This is a genomic window from Micromonospora sp. NPDC049529, from assembly GCF_055586685.1.
The window spans coordinates 42133-58094 of the sequence record NZ_JBVJHT010000025.1; the positions used below are offsets into that span (position 1 = coordinate 42133).

The following is a 15962-nucleotide window of genomic DNA, read 5'->3' on the forward strand; positions in this document are numbered from 1 at the left end:
CTCACAGCCAGGTCCACGGGCGTACCTGGTTCGCGCGGTCCACCAGGGCGACCCGCTCCCCGCGCGACACGGCATGCCGAGCCAGCGAACGGTAGACCTCGGCCAGCCGCTCCCGCAGCCGCCCCTCGGCCAGCGGCACCCCGAACACCTGCTCCGCCGCGTCGGTCTGGCGCGGGATGGCCCAGGCGAGCGCCACCTCCAGCACCTCGGCGGCGAGGCTGTCCCGGGCGGCCCCGGTCAGGTCGAGCGCCTCGGCCGCACCGGCCGCGGCCACCAGGTCACCCGACGCCGACTCGGCCGGGCGGGCACCGGCCAGCAGCGCCCGTACCTTCGCGATCTGCGCCGGCACCCGGTGACTCGCCGCCTCCGGCACCTCGTCCAACGCCGCCGCCGCACCCCGCCGGTCACCCTGCCGCAACCGGGTACGGGCCAACCCGAACAACGCGCTCAGCGACGAGCGCTCGGTGGCCCAGACCGCCCCGTAGTGGCGTTCCGCCGCCCGCAGGTCACCGTCGAGTTCGCTGGCCACCGCGTACCCGAGTCGGGCCGCCAACTCGCCCGGCAGCAGCCCGTACACGGTGTCGAAGTGCTCCCGGGCGGCACCGATCTCGCCCGAGGCGAGTGCGACCAGCCCGTGGTGCCAGTCCAACCGCCAGTCGTCGACCGGTGCGTCCGGTCGCGCGGCCAGCTCGGTCAGGGTGCCGGCGGCCAACTCCGGCTGCCCGGCGTCCAGGTAGGCCCGGGTCAGCCGGAGCAGCACGTCCCGGCTGCGTTCCGGTGCCCGCCCGAGCAGGCCGATCAGCTCCGCCGGCGCGACCGCGCCGACCGAACCGAGGAAACCGGCACCGGGGTCGGCGAGGTCCATCAACGGCGCCGGGAGCGCGGTGGCGACCATCGCCGCCGGCACCGGCGTGGTCAGATCGTCGTACGCGCCGAACGGGCGGGGCGCGAAGCCGAACAGTGTCGACGCCGACAGCGGCACCTCCTGGCCCTGCTCAGCCAGGACCTGCCGCAGTACGCCGTGCACCTGCGCGTACATCTCGCCTGCCGAACCGAAGCGGCGGGCCGGTTCCGGGTGGGTGGACCGGGCCAGCAACCGGCGGTACGACTCGTGCTCGTCGAGCAGCTGCGGGACGGTGTCCGGCAGCAGCCCGTCCGGGAAGCGGCTGACGTACTGGCTGGTGTTCGCGGCGAGGCTGAGCGCGCCCAGGGTACGCCCGACGGTGTAGAGGTCGGAGCGGACCGAGGCGGCCCGCGCCCCGTGCCGGTGCACCTCGGGCGCCTCGAACCCACGGGTGCCCAGCAGCGGGCTGTCCAGGTCGTCGGCCCGCCGCGCGGCGCCGAGGTCGAGCAGCTTGAGCCGGTTGCCGACGTGCATGACGTTGTCCGGTTTCAGGTCACAGTAGAGCCAGTCCTGTTCGTGCAGGTGCTCGAAGGCGTCCAGGATGGCCAGCCCGTACGCCAGCACCTGCGGCAACGGCAGCGGCCCCGGTACGCCCCAGCCGGACGGGCGCGGCCGCATCTCGTCCAGCGACTGCCCGCCGACGAACTCCATCACGATGTACGGCGTACCGTCGCCCGCCTCCGGCGGCACGAAGTCGTAGATCTTGACGATGTTCGGGTGGTCGAGGGCGATCAGGGCCCGCCGCTCCCCGACGAACGCCTCGGCGGCGGTGGAGTCCTCGGCGGCCCGCTGGCGCTTGAGCACCCGCCAGCTTCCGTCCATGTCCTCGTCCCGGGCGGCGAAGATCCAGCCCATGCCGCCGTAGCCGATGCAGCCCCGGATCCGGTACCGCTGCTTGATCACGTCCCCGTCGTGCAGCGGCGGGACGAACGAGAACGGCGTGCCGCAGTACGGGCAGTAGCCGGTGGTGATGCCGGAGTCGGTGCCGTCGGTCCGACCGACCGGTCGCCGGCAGGACGACCGGGCACAGATCCGGGCGTGTTCCGGCACGGCGTGCTCGGCCCGGATCGCCGTGAGCGGGTCCCGTGGCGGCACCACCGGCATCTCGACCAGTCCGAACCAGCGCCGGGTCCCGCCGCCGAAACCCGGTGGCCGGCCACCACCCGGCCGGGCGACCGCACCGCCGCCGGAGCCGCCGGTCGAGCCGCCACCCGATCCGGTACGCCAGCCGGCACCACCCGAGCTGACCCCGGCCGGCCCCGGACCACTCCCACCCGCCGGACCGCTTCCACCCGCCGGAGGGCGCGACCCGGTTGCGGGCCGACTCGCCACCGCCGGACGAGCCGACGTGCCCGGACGGCTCGGAGCACCCGGACGGCTCGGAGCACCCGGACGGCTCGGAGCACCCGGACGACCCGAGGTGGCGGGACGGTTCGCGGCGGCGGGAGCAGCCGGACGGGCGAACGCGCTCGACCCGCTGCCGGGAGTCCCGCCCGGACCCGCCACCGAGCCACCGTCGACGCCGCCCGCACCGCTGCCGCCGCCGGAACCGCTGCCGTTGGAGCCGGCGGAGTCGTCGCCGGACTGGCCGACGCACTGGTGCCCCCACTTGAGGCAGAAGCCGTCCAGGTCGACGGTGCCCGGACAGTCCCGGGCGAGACAGCCGTTCATGCCGGGCCCTCCTCGTTCACCGCGTGCAGGTACCGGGTGACCGCCCGGTCGGCTGCCGGGGCGTCGAACGGATCCGACCGGAGTCGACGCCGTGCCTCGTTGTACAGGTCGGTCAGCGCCAGGTCCTCGGAACGCCCGGCGCTGAACGCCTTGCGTTGGAAGGCGTCCAGCCGACCCCGCAGTTCGAGTCGGAAGTCGTACAACCGGCGCCGGTGCGCTCCGGCCGCCTCCCGGGCCCGCGCGGCGTGCTCCGCCGCCGTGGCGACCGCCGCCCCGATCTCGGCCGGCTCGGACTCCTCGTCGACCGCGTCCCACCACTCGCCCCGGCGGCACCGGCGTTCGACGGCACGCAGCCGTACCCGCAGGGTCGCGGCCTGTGGCACCGGTCCACCGGATCCCGTCGGCGACTCGGGGTCACCGGGGATCGGGGTGAGTCCCCGCCACGCCTGCCGCGCCTCGGTCTCGTCCGCGTCGAGTCGACCGATCAGCAGCCGCAACTCGTCCACCAGGCTCGGCCAGCGGCTCCGCAGCTGCTCGGCCAGCCCCACCCGTACGCCGAGTTCGGTGACCCGGCCGACCAGCCGGTCCCGGGCGGCGACCCAGGCCACCCCGTCGGCGGCGCCCAACGGGTCCCGTTCACCGACCCGCCGCAGCGTCTCGACCTCCGCCTGCAACCCCTCGACCAGAACCTCGGGTACGCCCACCCCGGCCGCCCGTTCCCGCAGCTCCGCGAGGTGCTCGACCACCGCCTCCAGTCGGGTGAACATCGTCGCGCGGGCGCCGGCCACCGCCTCGGCCACGGCCAGGATCGCCGCGTGGTGCTCGCCGGCCCGGACGATCACCTCGGGCAACGGCAGCCGGATCACCTCGACCGGCGCCCCGGTGGCGGCGGTCAGCACCACCTCGCACGGACCGCGCAGCAGCGCCCACAACTCGGCGTCACCGGTCGGCCCCGGCGGATCCGCCGGCCCACCGCCGGCCGCCGCCGGCTCGACCGGGCCGCCGAAGCGGCGCTGGCGCAGCAGGTCCGCCCGGTCGAGCAGTTGCTGGGCGGCGGCGAGCTGGGCGGCGAGTTCACCGATCCGCCACTGGACGTCCTGCCAGGCGCGGGCGGTCGCCCCGGCCGCGTCCGGCCGCTCCAGCTGCCGGTAGCCGTCCGGGTCGTCGCGGACCACCAGCGCACCGGCCAGTCGGGCGCACTCGGCCCGCAGCCGGCGCAGCTCCACCTCCGGTTGAGCCGGGCCGTCCTGCTGCTGGCGCACCTCCGGCTGGTGCTGTCCGCCCTGCTGGTGCTGCACCTCCGGCTGGTGCCGTCGGATCGGATGTTCCCGCGCACGTGGTTCGGCCATCCCGTCCTCACATGCCCGGCGGCCAGGAGAGGCTGGAACCGTAGCGGGCCGGCGGCGGCCCGTTGTCCGGGTGGTCGTCGAGCCAGCGCTCGTGCATCTTCACCCACCTGCCGTCCTGCCGGATCTGCTCCAGCACGTGGTTGACGAACCGGAGCAGGGCGACGTCGTCCTGTCGGGTGGCGATCGCGTGTGGTTCGTCGCTGAACCAGGTGCAGGCCGATTTCGGCTCGGCGTGCCAGTCGCAGGAGGAGTCGCCGGCCGGGCGCGACGGCGGTTGGGTCACGAACCGGGTGGTCGGGTCGAGGTCCTGGAGACCGAGCAGCACGTTGTGGTCGGTGGAGATCGCCTCGACCTGCTCCTGTTGCAGCATGACCAGGCAGTCGGTCCAGTTCGGCACCGAGACCGGCACCAGCTTCTCCGGCCGGGCGCGGGTGTGTTCCAGCGAGGTGGTGCCGGTGGCCGCGCAGACCGCCTTGCCACCCAGATCCCCGATCCCCCGGTACGGCGAGTCGCCGCGCACCAGCACGGTCTGCCCGGAGTCGAGATAGTCGGTGGAGAACGCGACCTCGGTGGCCCGCGCGCAGGTGGCGGTCATCGAGTCGGCGACGATGTCGACCGTCCCGTCGTTGAGCCGCTGCTGCCGCTCCCCCGAGGTGACCACGACGAACCGGAGCGTCTCCTTCGGGTCCTTGCCGGGGAACATCGCCTCGGCGATCCCGTACAGCAGCTCGATGTCGAAGCCGGAGAACTCGCCGGTGGCCGGGTGCCGGGAGGTCATCCGGGTCATCGTCTGGTCCACCCCGGCCCGGATGTAGCCCTGCTCCACGTACTTGCTCGGCGGGGTCGGATCCGGCAGCAGGCTCCGCCGCGCGTCACACTCCGGCGGGTTGATCGGGCTGGGGGTCGGCGCCGGCCACTGCACCCCCGCCGGGTACGGCGCAGCCACCTGCGGCGGCTGGTAACTGTTGGCGCAGCCACTACCGGCAAGCAGTGCCGCCACCGCCAGTACGGCGGTGGTGCGACGCGGTCCGGTCGGGTATCTCGTCACCGGTACTCCCTCACCCGTACCCCGATGCCGAACGCCACCCCGACGGCGGCGACCAGGCAGAGCAGCAGGGTGACCACACCCAGCGAGGTCGGCGCCGATGGCGTGGTGGTCAACTCCTGGTGGATCTCCCGGTCGAGCCGGGCTATCTCCCTGGTCAGCTCGGTGTCGTAGTGCCCGAACGCGGCGGCGACCTCACCATCGGGCAGTGCCGCGGCGACCGCCGCCGAGTGGGCGCCGAGCCGTTCGTTCTCCTCGATGTGCTGCCGGTGGGCGGTGCACCAGACGTCGACCAGGACCTCCATCCGAGGGGTGAATCCGGGCCCGGTCGACTCGCAGTGCGCGTCCCGCTCGAACCGCTCGTTCAGCGCGACCATGCCGTACTGGTTGCTGTTGCCGCCCAGTCGCAGGTGGACGTCGGCGCGGGCGCGGAGTGCGTCGCGCTGGATCCCGATCAGGTTCCGGTGCTGGTCGAGCTTGCGGCCGGCGACCGTCAGCCGCTCCTCGGCCTGCGGCCAGTGGGACCAGGAGACCACCAGCCAGCCGGTGGTGGCGACGATGGCGGCCGTGGCCAGCGCCAGGCCGGGACTGACCCGGCGTTTGGTCCGGCGCCGCAGGTAGCGCTGGCTCCACCCGAGCGCGACCAGGGTGATCAGGGTGATCCCGATCGACCCGAAGAGGGCGAGTTGGCCGCCCCGCCGGGCCTCGCTCAGTCGGGTCGTCTCGTGTTCCCAGAGCTGCTGGGCGGCCGGGAGCAGGACATCGCGCAGGTAGCCGGACGCCTCCCGCAGGTAGGCCGCGCCGAGCAGCGCGTCGAACTCCCGCCTCGCCGGCTCCGCGCCCAACTGCTGGGCGCGCTGCACCAGGTCGACGTAGGTCGGCAGTTGGTTGGCCACCCGGGCCAGCCCGGCGGCCCGCTCCGGGTCGCCGCCGGTCAGCCCGGCCGATTCGGCCAGCAACCGGCGCACCTCGCCGACCGCGTCCTCGTAGTTGCGGTTGAGCTGTATCCGATGGGCGGAGTCGGGCGGGGCGAGGAACCGACCGGTGGCGGCGGCGTCGGCCTCGGCCAGCCAGCGGTGCATGCCCTGGGCGTTGCCGCTCATCTGGGCGGCGCTGGTGACCATCACCTTGCCGGCGTCGACCGCGGCCCGCACGGCCAGCCCGGCGATGCCCGCGGTCAGCGCGAAGAGCACCAGCAGCATCGCCCCGACCAGGACGAACCGGTTGGGGGTCGGCACCAGCAGTCGGCGTAACCGGCGGCGCCGGAGCCCCCGCTGCCGGCGCCCGACCGTTCGCCACCGGCCGCCCGGGGCGGTGGCGGGTTCCGGTCGTGGATCGGGGTCCAGTTCGGTCAGTGTCACTGTCACCACCCCTCGTCGGCCGGGTGCGGCGGGTCCGTGGTGACCCAACCCACATCCGCACGCAATGCTACTGAGGGCATGCGACAGGTGAGGTCCCGCGCCACGGCGGCGCCGGCTCGTCCGTTCGTCCGACATGCACTGACAGCGCAGATATCGAAACAGTCGGATGGGATGAGCGCCAGCCGGTAGGACGGTGGGCACACTGACCCGATGAGCCCATCCCATGATCGGCACCCGAGCCGCCTCGGTGCGGCGGTGGTCGTCGCCGTGCTGCTCATGGCCGGGGCATCGTGCGGCCGGGGGGACGCGCCGGACCGTACCGGGCCATCCTGGGTGACCGGGTCGAGGTCCGCGACGGCCGGGCCGACCGCGCCCACGGCGGCCGCCGCGCCCGACACCCGGTGGTCGGACCCGGCCGGGGTGGGCCGACCGTACGGCGAGAAGGTCCCCGGTCTGCTCACCTTCCGGGGCAACCCGACCCGCACCTGGTACGGGACCGGACCGCTGCCGCGCACCGCGCCGAAGCAGGCGTGGACGTTCCCCCGCAGCGGCGGGCTCTGCGCCGAGTCCACCGACGACAAGGGCACCCGGCAGTGGTGCGGTTCCGGCTGGACCGGTCAACCCGCCGTGTTCGAGCGGGCCGGGCGGACCTGGGTGGTGTTCGGCGCGTACGACCGCAAGGTGCACTTCCTCGACGCGGTGACCGGCGAGCGGCTGCTGCCCGACTTCCCCACCGGCGACATCATCAAGGGCTCGGTCACGGTCGACCCGGACGGTTTCCCGCTGGTGTATACCGGCTCCCGGGACAACTACTACCGGATCATCGCCATCGACCGGGACAAGCCGACCGAGCTGTGGAAACTCTCCGCCAACGCGGTCTCACCGACGATGTGGAACGACGACTGGGACGGGTCCGCGATCGTCATCGACGACTACCTGTTCGAGGGCGGTGAGAACAGCCAGTTCCACGTCGTGAAGCTCAACCGTGGTTACGGCCCGGACGGGAGGGTGACGGTCGCGCCGAAGCTGGTGTTCCACGCACCCGGCTGGGACGCGCAACTGCTGCGCGATGTCGGCGACCGGATGGTGTCGATCGAAAGCTCGGTGGCGGTGTACGGCGACACCGTCTACTTCGCCAACTCCGGTGGTCTGGTGCAGGGCTGGGACATCGGCGGTCTGAAGGAGGGCCGTACGCCGAAACGCGTGTTCCGGTTCTGGATGGGCGACGACACCGACGCCACGGTGGTCGTCGACGCCGAGGGCGCGCTCTACGTCGGCGCCGAGTACGAGCGCGGTACCGCCCGCTCCCGTGAGGTCGGCCAGATGGTCAAGCTCGATCCCCGGCGTACGGGTGACCCGCTGGTGTGGCGGGTGCACGACACCGAGGGTCGACCGGCCGGGGTCTGGGGCACTCCGGCCCTGCACCGGGACGTGGTCATCTTCGACACCAACGGCGGTGAGGTGCTCGGTGTCGACCGGAGCACCGGTACGGTCCGCTGGCGTTTCGACCTGCCCGGACCGACCTGGCAGTCGCCGGTGGTGGTCGACGACGTCCTGCTGATCGGCGACTGCGCCGGCGTGCTGCACGCCTACGACGTCACCGACACCATGGTCGCGCCGAAACCCCTCTGGCAGCTCAGGCTCGGCGGCTGCGTCGAGTCCACCCCTGCGGTCTGGCGCGGCCACGTCTACGTCGGCACCCGCGCCGGCGCCTTCCACGCCCTGACCCCGTGACCGGGCGACTACTTTCCGGACATCGGCAGTATGACCAGAGCTTCGACATCGGCCGTCAGCAGGTTGCCGTGGCCCTCCTCGATCATGTACCTCACCCCCGCCCGTATCCGTAGTACCAGGTTGGTCTGACGATAATGCGTCCGGCGAGCGAATGATCCTTCAGGATCTCGCGCACCTGTGAGCCTCGATGATCGTCGTAGACTCCAACCCACTGAATCAGGGGCGTGGGCAGGCTCCGGTGTACCAGGAACTCTGCCTGGCGCCTGCGCTGGCGGTCCATGTCCTCAGCAGTATTACTCCGGTTCTGTGCCGTCCTTAATCGACAAGCCGCCGAGCCGTTGACATGCCTCAGGCGGGGAGCAGGACCAGCTTTCCCCGGATGTGGCCCGCCTGGCTGATCCGGTGGGCGTCGGCGGCCTGCTCCAGCGGGAACGTCTCGGCCACCGGAAGGGTGAAGGCGTCCTGTTCGATCAGGCGGGCCACCCGGTCCAGGGCCGGGAACGGGTTCTTGCTGCGACCGCTGGAGAACCGGACACCGTACTTCTGTGCCTCGGGGTCGGCGATGGTCAGCACGTTGTCGGTGCCGTGAGCCAGCTCGATCAGGTCGGGCAGGCCACCCCGGCCGGCGACGTCCAGGGCCCGGTCCAGCCCGGTCGGTGCGATCGCGCGTACCCGCTCGACCAGGCCGTCGCCGTAGGTGACCGGGGTGACGCCGAGCGAGCGGAGGAAGTCGTGGTTCGGCTCGCTGGCGGTGCCGATCACGGTGGCGCCGCGCAGCGCGGCGAGCTGGACCGCGGCCAGTCCGACGCCCCCGGCGGCACCGTTGACCAGCACGGTCTGCCCCTCGGTGACTCCGAGCGTGTCCAGGGCGCGTGACCCGGTCTCGGCCGCCGTCGGCAGTGCCGCCGCCTCCGGCCAGGGCAGCGCGGGCGGCTTCTGGGCGAAATGGTCCTGCGGCAGTACGGCGTACTCGGCGTACGCGGCTCCGGTGGCGAAGCCGAACACCTCGTCCCCGACCGAGAACCCGGTGATCCCGTCGCCGATCTCGTCGACCACTCCGGCCACCTCGCTGCCCGGAACACTGGGCAGGGTCAGCGGCATGAACTCCCGCATCGCACCGGAGCGGACCTTCCACTCCCACGGGTTCACCCCGATCGCCCGGACCGCCACCCGGATCTGACCCGCTGCGGCGTGCGGCTCGGGCACCTCGGCCACGTGCAGCACGTCCGGGTCTCCGTACTCGTTGAACTGAACGGCTCTCACGTCGACACTCGCCCTCGCTAGATCGGATTCCCCTCGAATCCTGCCCGATCCGCCGGATCCCGGGGCCGACACACACCGGAAAAGACCCGATCCGGGGCCGCCGTCGAACGGCGACCCCGGACCGGGGGTGGAAACTACCTGATCAGTACGGCGTCAGGTCAGAGCCGGGCGCACTGCCCCGACGCCGGACCCCGTACGGTGTTCGGCCGGCCGTCGTTGCCCGGCGCGGGCGTGTTGCCCGAGCAGGAGAGCGGCCCGCTGACCGTGTTCCCGGCGACCAGCACCGGCTGGCTGCCGGTGCTGCCGGTCACCGTGACGGGACCTGCGATGGTGAGCGTGTCGAGGCGTACCCCGCCGGTGTTGTTGGTCGCCGTGACCGGGCCGCTGATCCGGCCGGACTCGACCAGGACCGCACCGGTGGCGCCGGTCACCGTCACCGGACCGGAGACCGTGGTCCCGGAGAGGGTGAACAGGACCGGGCGGGTGGCCGTGACCGGACCGGAGATCGTGCTACCGGTGCTGATCAGCGACGCGCCGGGGACCACCGTGACCGGGCCGGAGATGGTGGCGTTCTCCAGGCAGGTCAGGCCCGCGCTGACGGTCAGCGGCTTGCTCCAGCGGCCGGTGATCGTCGTGGTGCACTGCGGGCCGGGCTGACCGATCGCCGAGCGCGGCTGCGGGTCGGCGGTCACCGGCGAGTTCGCCGCGAGGTAGTCGGTCAGCATGGTCAGGTCGTTGTCGCCGGTGGTGACCCGGTTGGTCCCGCCGGCCAGGGCGAGGAAGTTGTCCCCGCCCGCCGAGAGGAACGAGTTCACCGTGACCCGGTACGTGGCGGTCGGGTTGATCGCCACACCGTTGAGCTTCATCGACGTGATCCGGGAGCCCTGTGCGGCGTCCGGCAGGTACGTGTACGTGAAGCCCTTGGACACGCCGAGCCAGAGCAGCGGACGGGACGCGCCCGCCGGCTGCCACTGCTGCTCCAGCGCCTGCTTGATCTCGGCGCCGGTGTAGCTCTTGGTCACCACGTCGTTCGAGAACGGCTGGACCGAGAACGCCTCGGAGTAGGTGATCACCCCGTCGGTGCCGTACACCAGGTCGGCCCGGAGCCCGCCCGGGTTCATCAGCGCGATCTGCGCGCCACCCCGACCGGCGTCCTTGGTGCCGTCGAGCTGCACGTCGGCGATGAAGTTGCCGAGCGCCGACTCCTTGCCCCGATCCTCCTGGCCGTTGGTGGTGGCCCGGCGGATGTCGGCCGTGATCGAGCCGAGCGGCCGCTGGCCGAGCACGTCGGCGTTGGCCTTGGCGGTCGCGACGAGCTGTGCGATCGCCGGGTCGGCCGGTGCGCCGACGACGTCGAGCAGACCGGCGTCGGAGGCGGTGACCGCCTTCGTCGTCGGGTCGATGCTCAGCTTCACCTGGGCGAGCTTGCGGCCGTACTCCTGGGCCTCGACGACCGGCCGGAGCCGGTCCGTGCCCGGGATGGGCATCTCGAAGGCGTACGGCTGGTGGGTGTGCCCGCTGACGATGACGTCGATGTCGGCGCTGGCCCGGACGAACGCACCGAACACCGGGTCGGCGGCGAGCGCCTCCGGGGTGGCGATGTTCTCCAGTGCCGCACCCTCGTGCGCGACGAGGACCACGACGTCGGCCTCACCGTTGGCCGGGTTGCCGTCCTTCAGCTGGGCGGCGACCGCCTCGGCCTCCGGAACCGGCGACTTGAACGTGATGCCGGCGATGCCGTCCGGGCTGACCAGCGACGCGGTCTGCTCGGTGACCACACCGACGATGCCGACGCGTACGCCGCCGACCGTCTTCACCTCGTACGCGGGCAGCGCCCGCTCGGTGCCCCGGTACACGTTCGCACCCAGGTACGGGAAGTTCGCCCGGTCGTTGACCCGGCCGGCGAGGTCGGCGAAGCCCTTGTCGAACTCGTGGTTGCCGACCGACGCGGCGTCCAGGCCCATCATGTTCAGCGCGTCCAGGGTCGGGTTGTCCCCGTCGATGGCCGAGATGAACGTCGACGCGCCGATGTTGTCGCCGGCCGACACGAACACGGTGTTCGGGTTCTGCCCACGCAACTGGTTGACCAGGCCGGCGAGCTGGGCCGCCCCGCCGATCGGGCGTCCGTCCGGCGCGTTGCCGGGCGATTCGAGCCGACCGTGGAAGTCGTTGATGCCCAGCAGTTGCAGCTCGATCGGACCGGCCGGTGCGGTGCTCAGGCCGACCACGATCGGGTTGTGGTCGCTGGCCCGGTACGGGTTCGGCGCGTAGAACGCCGGGTGACCGTCGTACTGGAAGGCGAACGACTCGTGCGAGTTGATCTGCCAGACGTCGACGCCGGTGACCCGGGCGGCCAGCGACGGCGACGCGATGGCGTGGTCCAGCGAGCCGGACTCGCCACCGAAGACGTAGCTCGCCTCGTGGGTGATGTTCAGGTCGGTGTACTGCTTGTCGTAGAGGACCTGCATCGGGTCCTCGTGGGTGTAGGCGTTGAAGTCGCCGAGCAGCAGCACGTCGTCGCTGCCGCTGTCGGTCTTCAACTGGTCCACGAAGGTGGCCAGTGCCCGCGCCTGGCGGACCCGGTCGCCGTTGAACTGGCCCTGGCCGTCACCGGCGTCGGCGTTGTCGCCGGTCGCCGAGTCGGAGGCGCTCTTGGACTTGAGGTGGTTGACGACCACGGTGAAGGTGACCGCACCGGAGGTGAAGCTCTGCGCGATCGGCTCGCGTGCGTTGAACCAGACGCTCTCGTCGTTGACCGAGCGGGACTCGCCCTTCGGCGTCACCTTGGCCGGCTTGAAGATGATCGCCGTGGTGATGAAGTCCTGCTGGCTCGCGGGCGGCAACTGCGCCGGGGTACGGACGTAGTCCCAGGTGCCCGCACCGGCGGCGGCGTTCAGGGCGGCGACCAGCCGCTTGAGCGCCTGCTGCGGGTCGGCGGTGTTGAACCGGACCGAGTTCTCGATCTCCTCCAGCCCGACCACGTCGGCGCCGAGCGCGTTGATCGCCGAGACGATCTTCGCCTCCTGCTTCAACAGGCCGGCCTCGTCGTCGGCACCGCGCGCCTCGCCACCGAAGTGGACGAAGTAGTTCAGCACGTTGAAGCTCGCCAGGCGGATGTCGCCGCCGACGTTCTCCGGTGCCGCCGTACGCGGGTTGGTCGACTTGAAGGTGGTGCGACCGGCCGGCGGGGTGCTCGCCGCGACCGGGGTGGTCGGCTGGAGCCGCCACTCGTTGAAGCCGTACGACAGCACCGACGGGCCGAACGCCTCGACCTGGTCACCCACGCGCAGCGGGCTGGTCGGCGAGAAGTACGGCGGCAGGGTGTTGTCGGTCGACAGGTTGGTGGTGCGGCCGTCGTCGAGCAGCAGCCGGGCGAGCTTGTTCGCGGCGGCGACCGCCTGGGCGTCCTCGGTGCCGGGGCGGGCCAGGTCGGTCGGGATCGGGGCGGCGAACTCACCGGCGGCGAGCACGACCTCGCCGTACCGGTTGGTGTTGTAGACCTCGGAGACCGTGTACGGGCCGACCGGGGCGACCAGCATCGACTCGACCGACTCGCGGCCGGCCGGGTCGAGCGGCAGGCTGAGCGCGGCCGGGGTCGGCAGCGCCGCACCCTGCTCGCAGACCTGCACGTCGGCCTTGGCGGCGATGCTGAGCTGGGTGAGCCCGTTGAACTCGCTCGCCGTGCCGCTGACCCGGATCCGGTCGCCGATCGCGACCGACGGGTGGTTGGCGGCGTTGGTGGTCAGGTAGACGAAGATGCCGTCCGAGGCGGTGCCGGCGGCCGGCGCGCGTCCGCCGCTGCCGGCGGTCTGCACCGAGATGCCGTTGTAGCCGCCGGTGCGGTAGTCGCCGGTCACCACGCCCTCGACGGTGACCCGGGTGCCGGCCAGCGGGGTCGCGTCGCCGGTGCCCTGGACCTGGGCGATCGTGTTGGTGACGGTGACGGTGCAGCCGACCGGGTCGGGATCGGGATCGGGGTCCGGGTCGCCACCGGCGTTGCGTACGCCGAAGGTGTTCGCGGCCGCGTCCTGCCAGGCGCCGCCGACCTTCTGCAACGAGAAGCCGACGGGGCTCGACGATCCCTCGGAGACGCCGATGTCGGTGCCGGTCAGACCGTTCGCGGGGCCGCCGACGGCGGCGAAGGTGCCCTCGTAGGTGAGGTATTCGGCGACGGTGCCGCCGGGTGCGACGAGTGCGATCCCGTCCGGCGAGCCGTTCTGGATGCCGTCGACCGGGTAGGTCGCGACGACCACGCCGGCCGCCGGGACCGCGCCGCTGAGCGTACGGGTGTTGTAGGCGGCGCCGTTGTTGCCGTTGTAGAGGACGATCTGCCAGCCGGCCAGGTCGAACCCGGCGGGGGCCTCGATCTCGATCGCCTCGCCGGAGTCGGTGCCGGCGTTGTCGTAGTGGAGTTCGCTGATGAACGGGGTTGCCGTTGGTTCGGCGGCCACCGCGGCGGTGCCGCTGGCCAGGCCGAGCGCACCAGTGGTGAGGAGTACGCCCAGCGCGTTCAGTGAGCGCGTGCGTCTGTTCCGGCGCATCAAACTAAGCCTCCGTAAAGGGGGGTAGACGCGCTGGAGCATATGCGGAAACAGTGTCGTTACATGAACTGACGGGTGTACGGGACGGTGTAAATTTTTGGCGTCGCCGGCCAGCGGAAACGGGCTATCCGGTCGGTCCGCTCCGTCACTCGCATAACGCCGCCCGGCAAATGGTGACGTACGGGCGGAGTTCCTCAGTTGTCCTGCTGTTCATGTTCACAACCGGTCCACTCCCCCGTCACCGGGCGCCCCTGGGTCGCTGGGACGTCGGGGCGCCCGGTTGGTCGGGGTCAGCCCCGGTGGAGCGGGTTCGCCACCTCGACCCGGTTGATCTGCTCACCGGTCAGCGCGTCGTACGCGAGCACGACCGTGCGGTCCGGGTAGACGGAGATCGTCAGCGCGGACGGCGACTCGGGCCGGTCGGTCGCCGAGTCCTCGTCCCACGGGTCGGTCGGGCTCGGCGCGAACTCCATCGCCAGCGCCCCGGTGTTGATGGCGGTGTAGCCGTCCGGGTGCCCGCCGTCGGTGACCGTACGGACCGCCCAGTCCGACCGGTACGGCGACCAGTGCGTGTGTCCGCTGAGGTAGATGGCGTTCGGGTAGCGGCCGATGATGTTCTCCAACTGCACGTCGCGCGGCCCGTTGCCGTAGAAGTTGCCGTACGTGCCGGAGACCGTCCAGGCGAACGGGTAGTGCCGCAGCACCAGGACCTGCTTGCCCCGCCCGGACCAGTGCGCGAGCCGCTGGCCGAGGAAGGTCACCTGCGCGTCGCTGATGTCCTGCTGTTCCTCGGCCGGCACGCCCGCCTCCGGGCCGAGCACGATGATCGGCACCCCGCCGACGACCTTCTCGTAGTACGTCCTGTCGATCTCGGCACCCCACCGGTTGCCGAAGGTCAGGAAGTTGTCGACCTGCTGTTGCAGGGTCAGCACCCGGCTGCGTACGTCGTGGTTGCCGAGCACCGGCAGCACGGTCGGGATCCGGTCCCGGTCGGCGAAGATGTCGCTGACCTCGTCGTACTCGGCGACCTGCTGTTCCTGGGTCTGTTCGCGCGGGCCGCTGATGATGTCGCCGACGACCAGCAGCGCCTTCGCCTTCGGCGCCTGGCGGCGCAGCAGGTCGAGGGTGCCGTCCAGGTAGGGCAGTCCCTCGTGCTGGATGTCGCTGAGCACCTGGATCGTGGTCGCCGTGGCGTCCGCCGGCAGCGCAACCATCGGCGTACGGACCAGCACGTCGTCGATCGCCCAGTAGAGCTTCGGCTGGTTGCTGGAGTAGCCGAACCGGAACACGGCGGTGCTGGCCTTCGCCGGGACCTTGACCGGGACGACCTCCTGGCCGGAGATGACGTCCCCGCCTGCGTTGGCGCTGATCCGGGCGGCCGAGTAGCGCAGGATCTCGCTCTCCGGGCCGCCGTCGAACGACACGGTCACCCGGCCGACGGCCTTGTGCGCCTGCCGGTAGTGCGAGGAGAAGACGAGTTCCAGTTGCCGCTGGCCGCCGACCGGCACGACGGGACTGGTCAGGGTGGTGCCGACCGGGTTCGACGCGTCCACGGTCGCGCCCTTGGCGGCGGCGATGCCGTTGTCGGCGACGGCGAGGTGTCCACGGGAGCGGGAGAACTGGTTGCGTTGGTCGAGGAAGCAGCGCGGGTCCAGCGGTGCGTTCTCCTCCGGGTCGCAGCCGATCCCGGTGGGCGCGGCGGCGGTGAACCAGGCGTCCCGTTCGGTGAAGGTCCAGCCGCGCCAGTCGGCGGGCGCGCCTTCGGTCCGTACGCTCCAGCCGGCGCGGGCGGCGTCGAAGTCGCCGCGCCAGATCGTGCGTTGGCCGGGCCCGGCGGTCGTCGTGTCGGTGGTCGCGGCCCGGTCGACCGGGGTGGCCTGGGCGGCGGGGGCCGCTCCGGCGGTGATCAGGGTGACCAGGGTCGCGGTGGCGGCCATCAGGTAGCGGGTGCGGGGCATCGTCATCGTGTCTCCACACGGTGGGGGGATGGGTGACCACACCGTGTCGATGACGATCAACAAGCCGGTGAACGGGATGCGCGGGCCCGCCATCGGGCAGATGAGGTTCACGCGAGCCGTCCCCGTCGAGGTTCAC

9 protein-coding genes are annotated in these 15962 nt (G+C 72.0%); 1 reads left to right on the top strand and 8 read right to left on the bottom strand.

What is annotated here, in order from left to right; genetic code table 11:
* Position 1: 1 nt before the first annotated feature.
* From ACZ6QQ_RS32265 to ACZ6QQ_RS32280, 4 genes are read right to left on the bottom strand one after another with little or no spacing between them, the layout of a single operon-like run.
* Positions 2-2575: a serine/threonine-protein kinase gene (locus ACZ6QQ_RS32265; RefSeq protein WP_465881426.1), complete on the bottom strand. Its 2574-nt coding sequence runs from the start codon at positions 2573-2575 to the stop codon at positions 2-4.
* Positions 2572-3924: a hypothetical protein gene (locus tag ACZ6QQ_RS32270; RefSeq protein WP_465881427.1), complete on the bottom strand. Its 1353-nt coding sequence runs from the start codon at positions 3922-3924 to the stop codon at positions 2572-2574. The genes ACZ6QQ_RS32265 and ACZ6QQ_RS32270 overlap by 4 nt, the downstream gene beginning before the upstream one ends.
* Before the next feature lie 7 nt (positions 3925-3931).
* Positions 3932-4972 carry a transporter substrate-binding domain-containing protein gene (locus tag ACZ6QQ_RS32275; RefSeq protein WP_465881429.1) on the bottom strand — a complete coding sequence of 347 codons (1041 nt, stop codon included), beginning with the start codon at positions 4970-4972 and terminating at the stop codon, positions 3932-3934.
* On the bottom strand, positions 4969-6336 hold the full coding sequence (locus ACZ6QQ_RS32280) for a hypothetical protein (protein WP_465881430.1): 1368 nt from the start codon (positions 6334-6336) through the stop codon (positions 4969-4971). The genes ACZ6QQ_RS32275 and ACZ6QQ_RS32280 overlap by 4 nt, the downstream gene beginning before the upstream one ends.
* 204 nt (positions 6337-6540) lie before the next feature.
* Here ACZ6QQ_RS32280 and ACZ6QQ_RS32285 point away from each other — a divergent pair, with 204 nt between their 5' ends.
* Positions 6541-8064 carry a hypothetical protein gene (locus tag ACZ6QQ_RS32285; protein WP_465881431.1) on the top strand — a complete coding sequence of 508 codons (1524 nt, stop codon included), beginning with the start codon at positions 6541-6543 and terminating at the stop codon, positions 8062-8064.
* Between the two features lie 91 nt (positions 8065-8155).
* Here ACZ6QQ_RS32285 and ACZ6QQ_RS32290 read toward each other — a convergent pair whose 3' ends face one another.
* The 4 genes from ACZ6QQ_RS32290 to ACZ6QQ_RS32305 form a co-directional block, all read right to left on the bottom strand.
* A complete protein-coding gene (locus tag ACZ6QQ_RS32290) occupies positions 8156-8416 on the bottom strand; it encodes a DarT ssDNA thymidine ADP-ribosyltransferase family protein (protein WP_465881503.1) in 261 nt (86 codons plus the stop codon).
* On the bottom strand, positions 8413-9327 hold the full coding sequence (locus ACZ6QQ_RS32295) for an NADP-dependent oxidoreductase (RefSeq protein ID WP_465881433.1): 915 nt from the start codon (positions 9325-9327) through the stop codon (positions 8413-8415). The genes ACZ6QQ_RS32290 and ACZ6QQ_RS32295 overlap by 4 nt, the downstream gene beginning before the upstream one ends.
* 158 nt (positions 9328-9485) lie before the next feature.
* Positions 9486-13868 (bottom strand): ExeM/NucH family extracellular endonuclease, encoded by a 4383-nt coding sequence (locus tag ACZ6QQ_RS32300; RefSeq protein ID WP_465881434.1) that lies wholly within the window; start codon positions 13866-13868, stop codon positions 9486-9488.
* Positions 13869-14158: 290 nt separating this feature from the next.
* Complete coding sequence (locus ACZ6QQ_RS32305) at positions 14159-15832, bottom strand: metallophosphoesterase family protein (RefSeq protein ID WP_465881436.1); 1674 nt, start codon at positions 15830-15832, stop codon at positions 14159-14161.
* Positions 15833-15962: the final 130 nt, after the last annotated feature.

What these genes read in the sequence shown, in the direction of transcription:
- ACZ6QQ_RS32305 (WP_465881436.1), bottom strand. Translation starts at nt 15,832, where the DNA reads ATGACGATGCCCCGCACCCGCTACCTGATGGCCGCCACCGCGACCCTG.
- ACZ6QQ_RS32270 (WP_465881427.1), bottom strand. Translation starts at nt 3,924, where the DNA reads ATGGCCGAACCACGTGCGCGGGAACATCCGATCCGACGGCACCAGCCG.
- ACZ6QQ_RS32300 (WP_465881434.1), bottom strand. Translation starts at nt 13,868, where the DNA reads ATGCGCCGGAACAGACGCACGCGCTCACTGAACGCGCTGGGCGTACTC.
- ACZ6QQ_RS32265 (WP_465881426.1), bottom strand. Translation starts at nt 2,575, where the DNA reads ATGAACGGCTGTCTCGCCCGGGACTGTCCGGGCACCGTCGACCTGGAC.
- ACZ6QQ_RS32285 (WP_465881431.1), top strand. Translation starts at nt 6,541, where the DNA reads ATGAGCCCATCCCATGATCGGCACCCGAGCCGCCTCGGTGCGGCGGTG.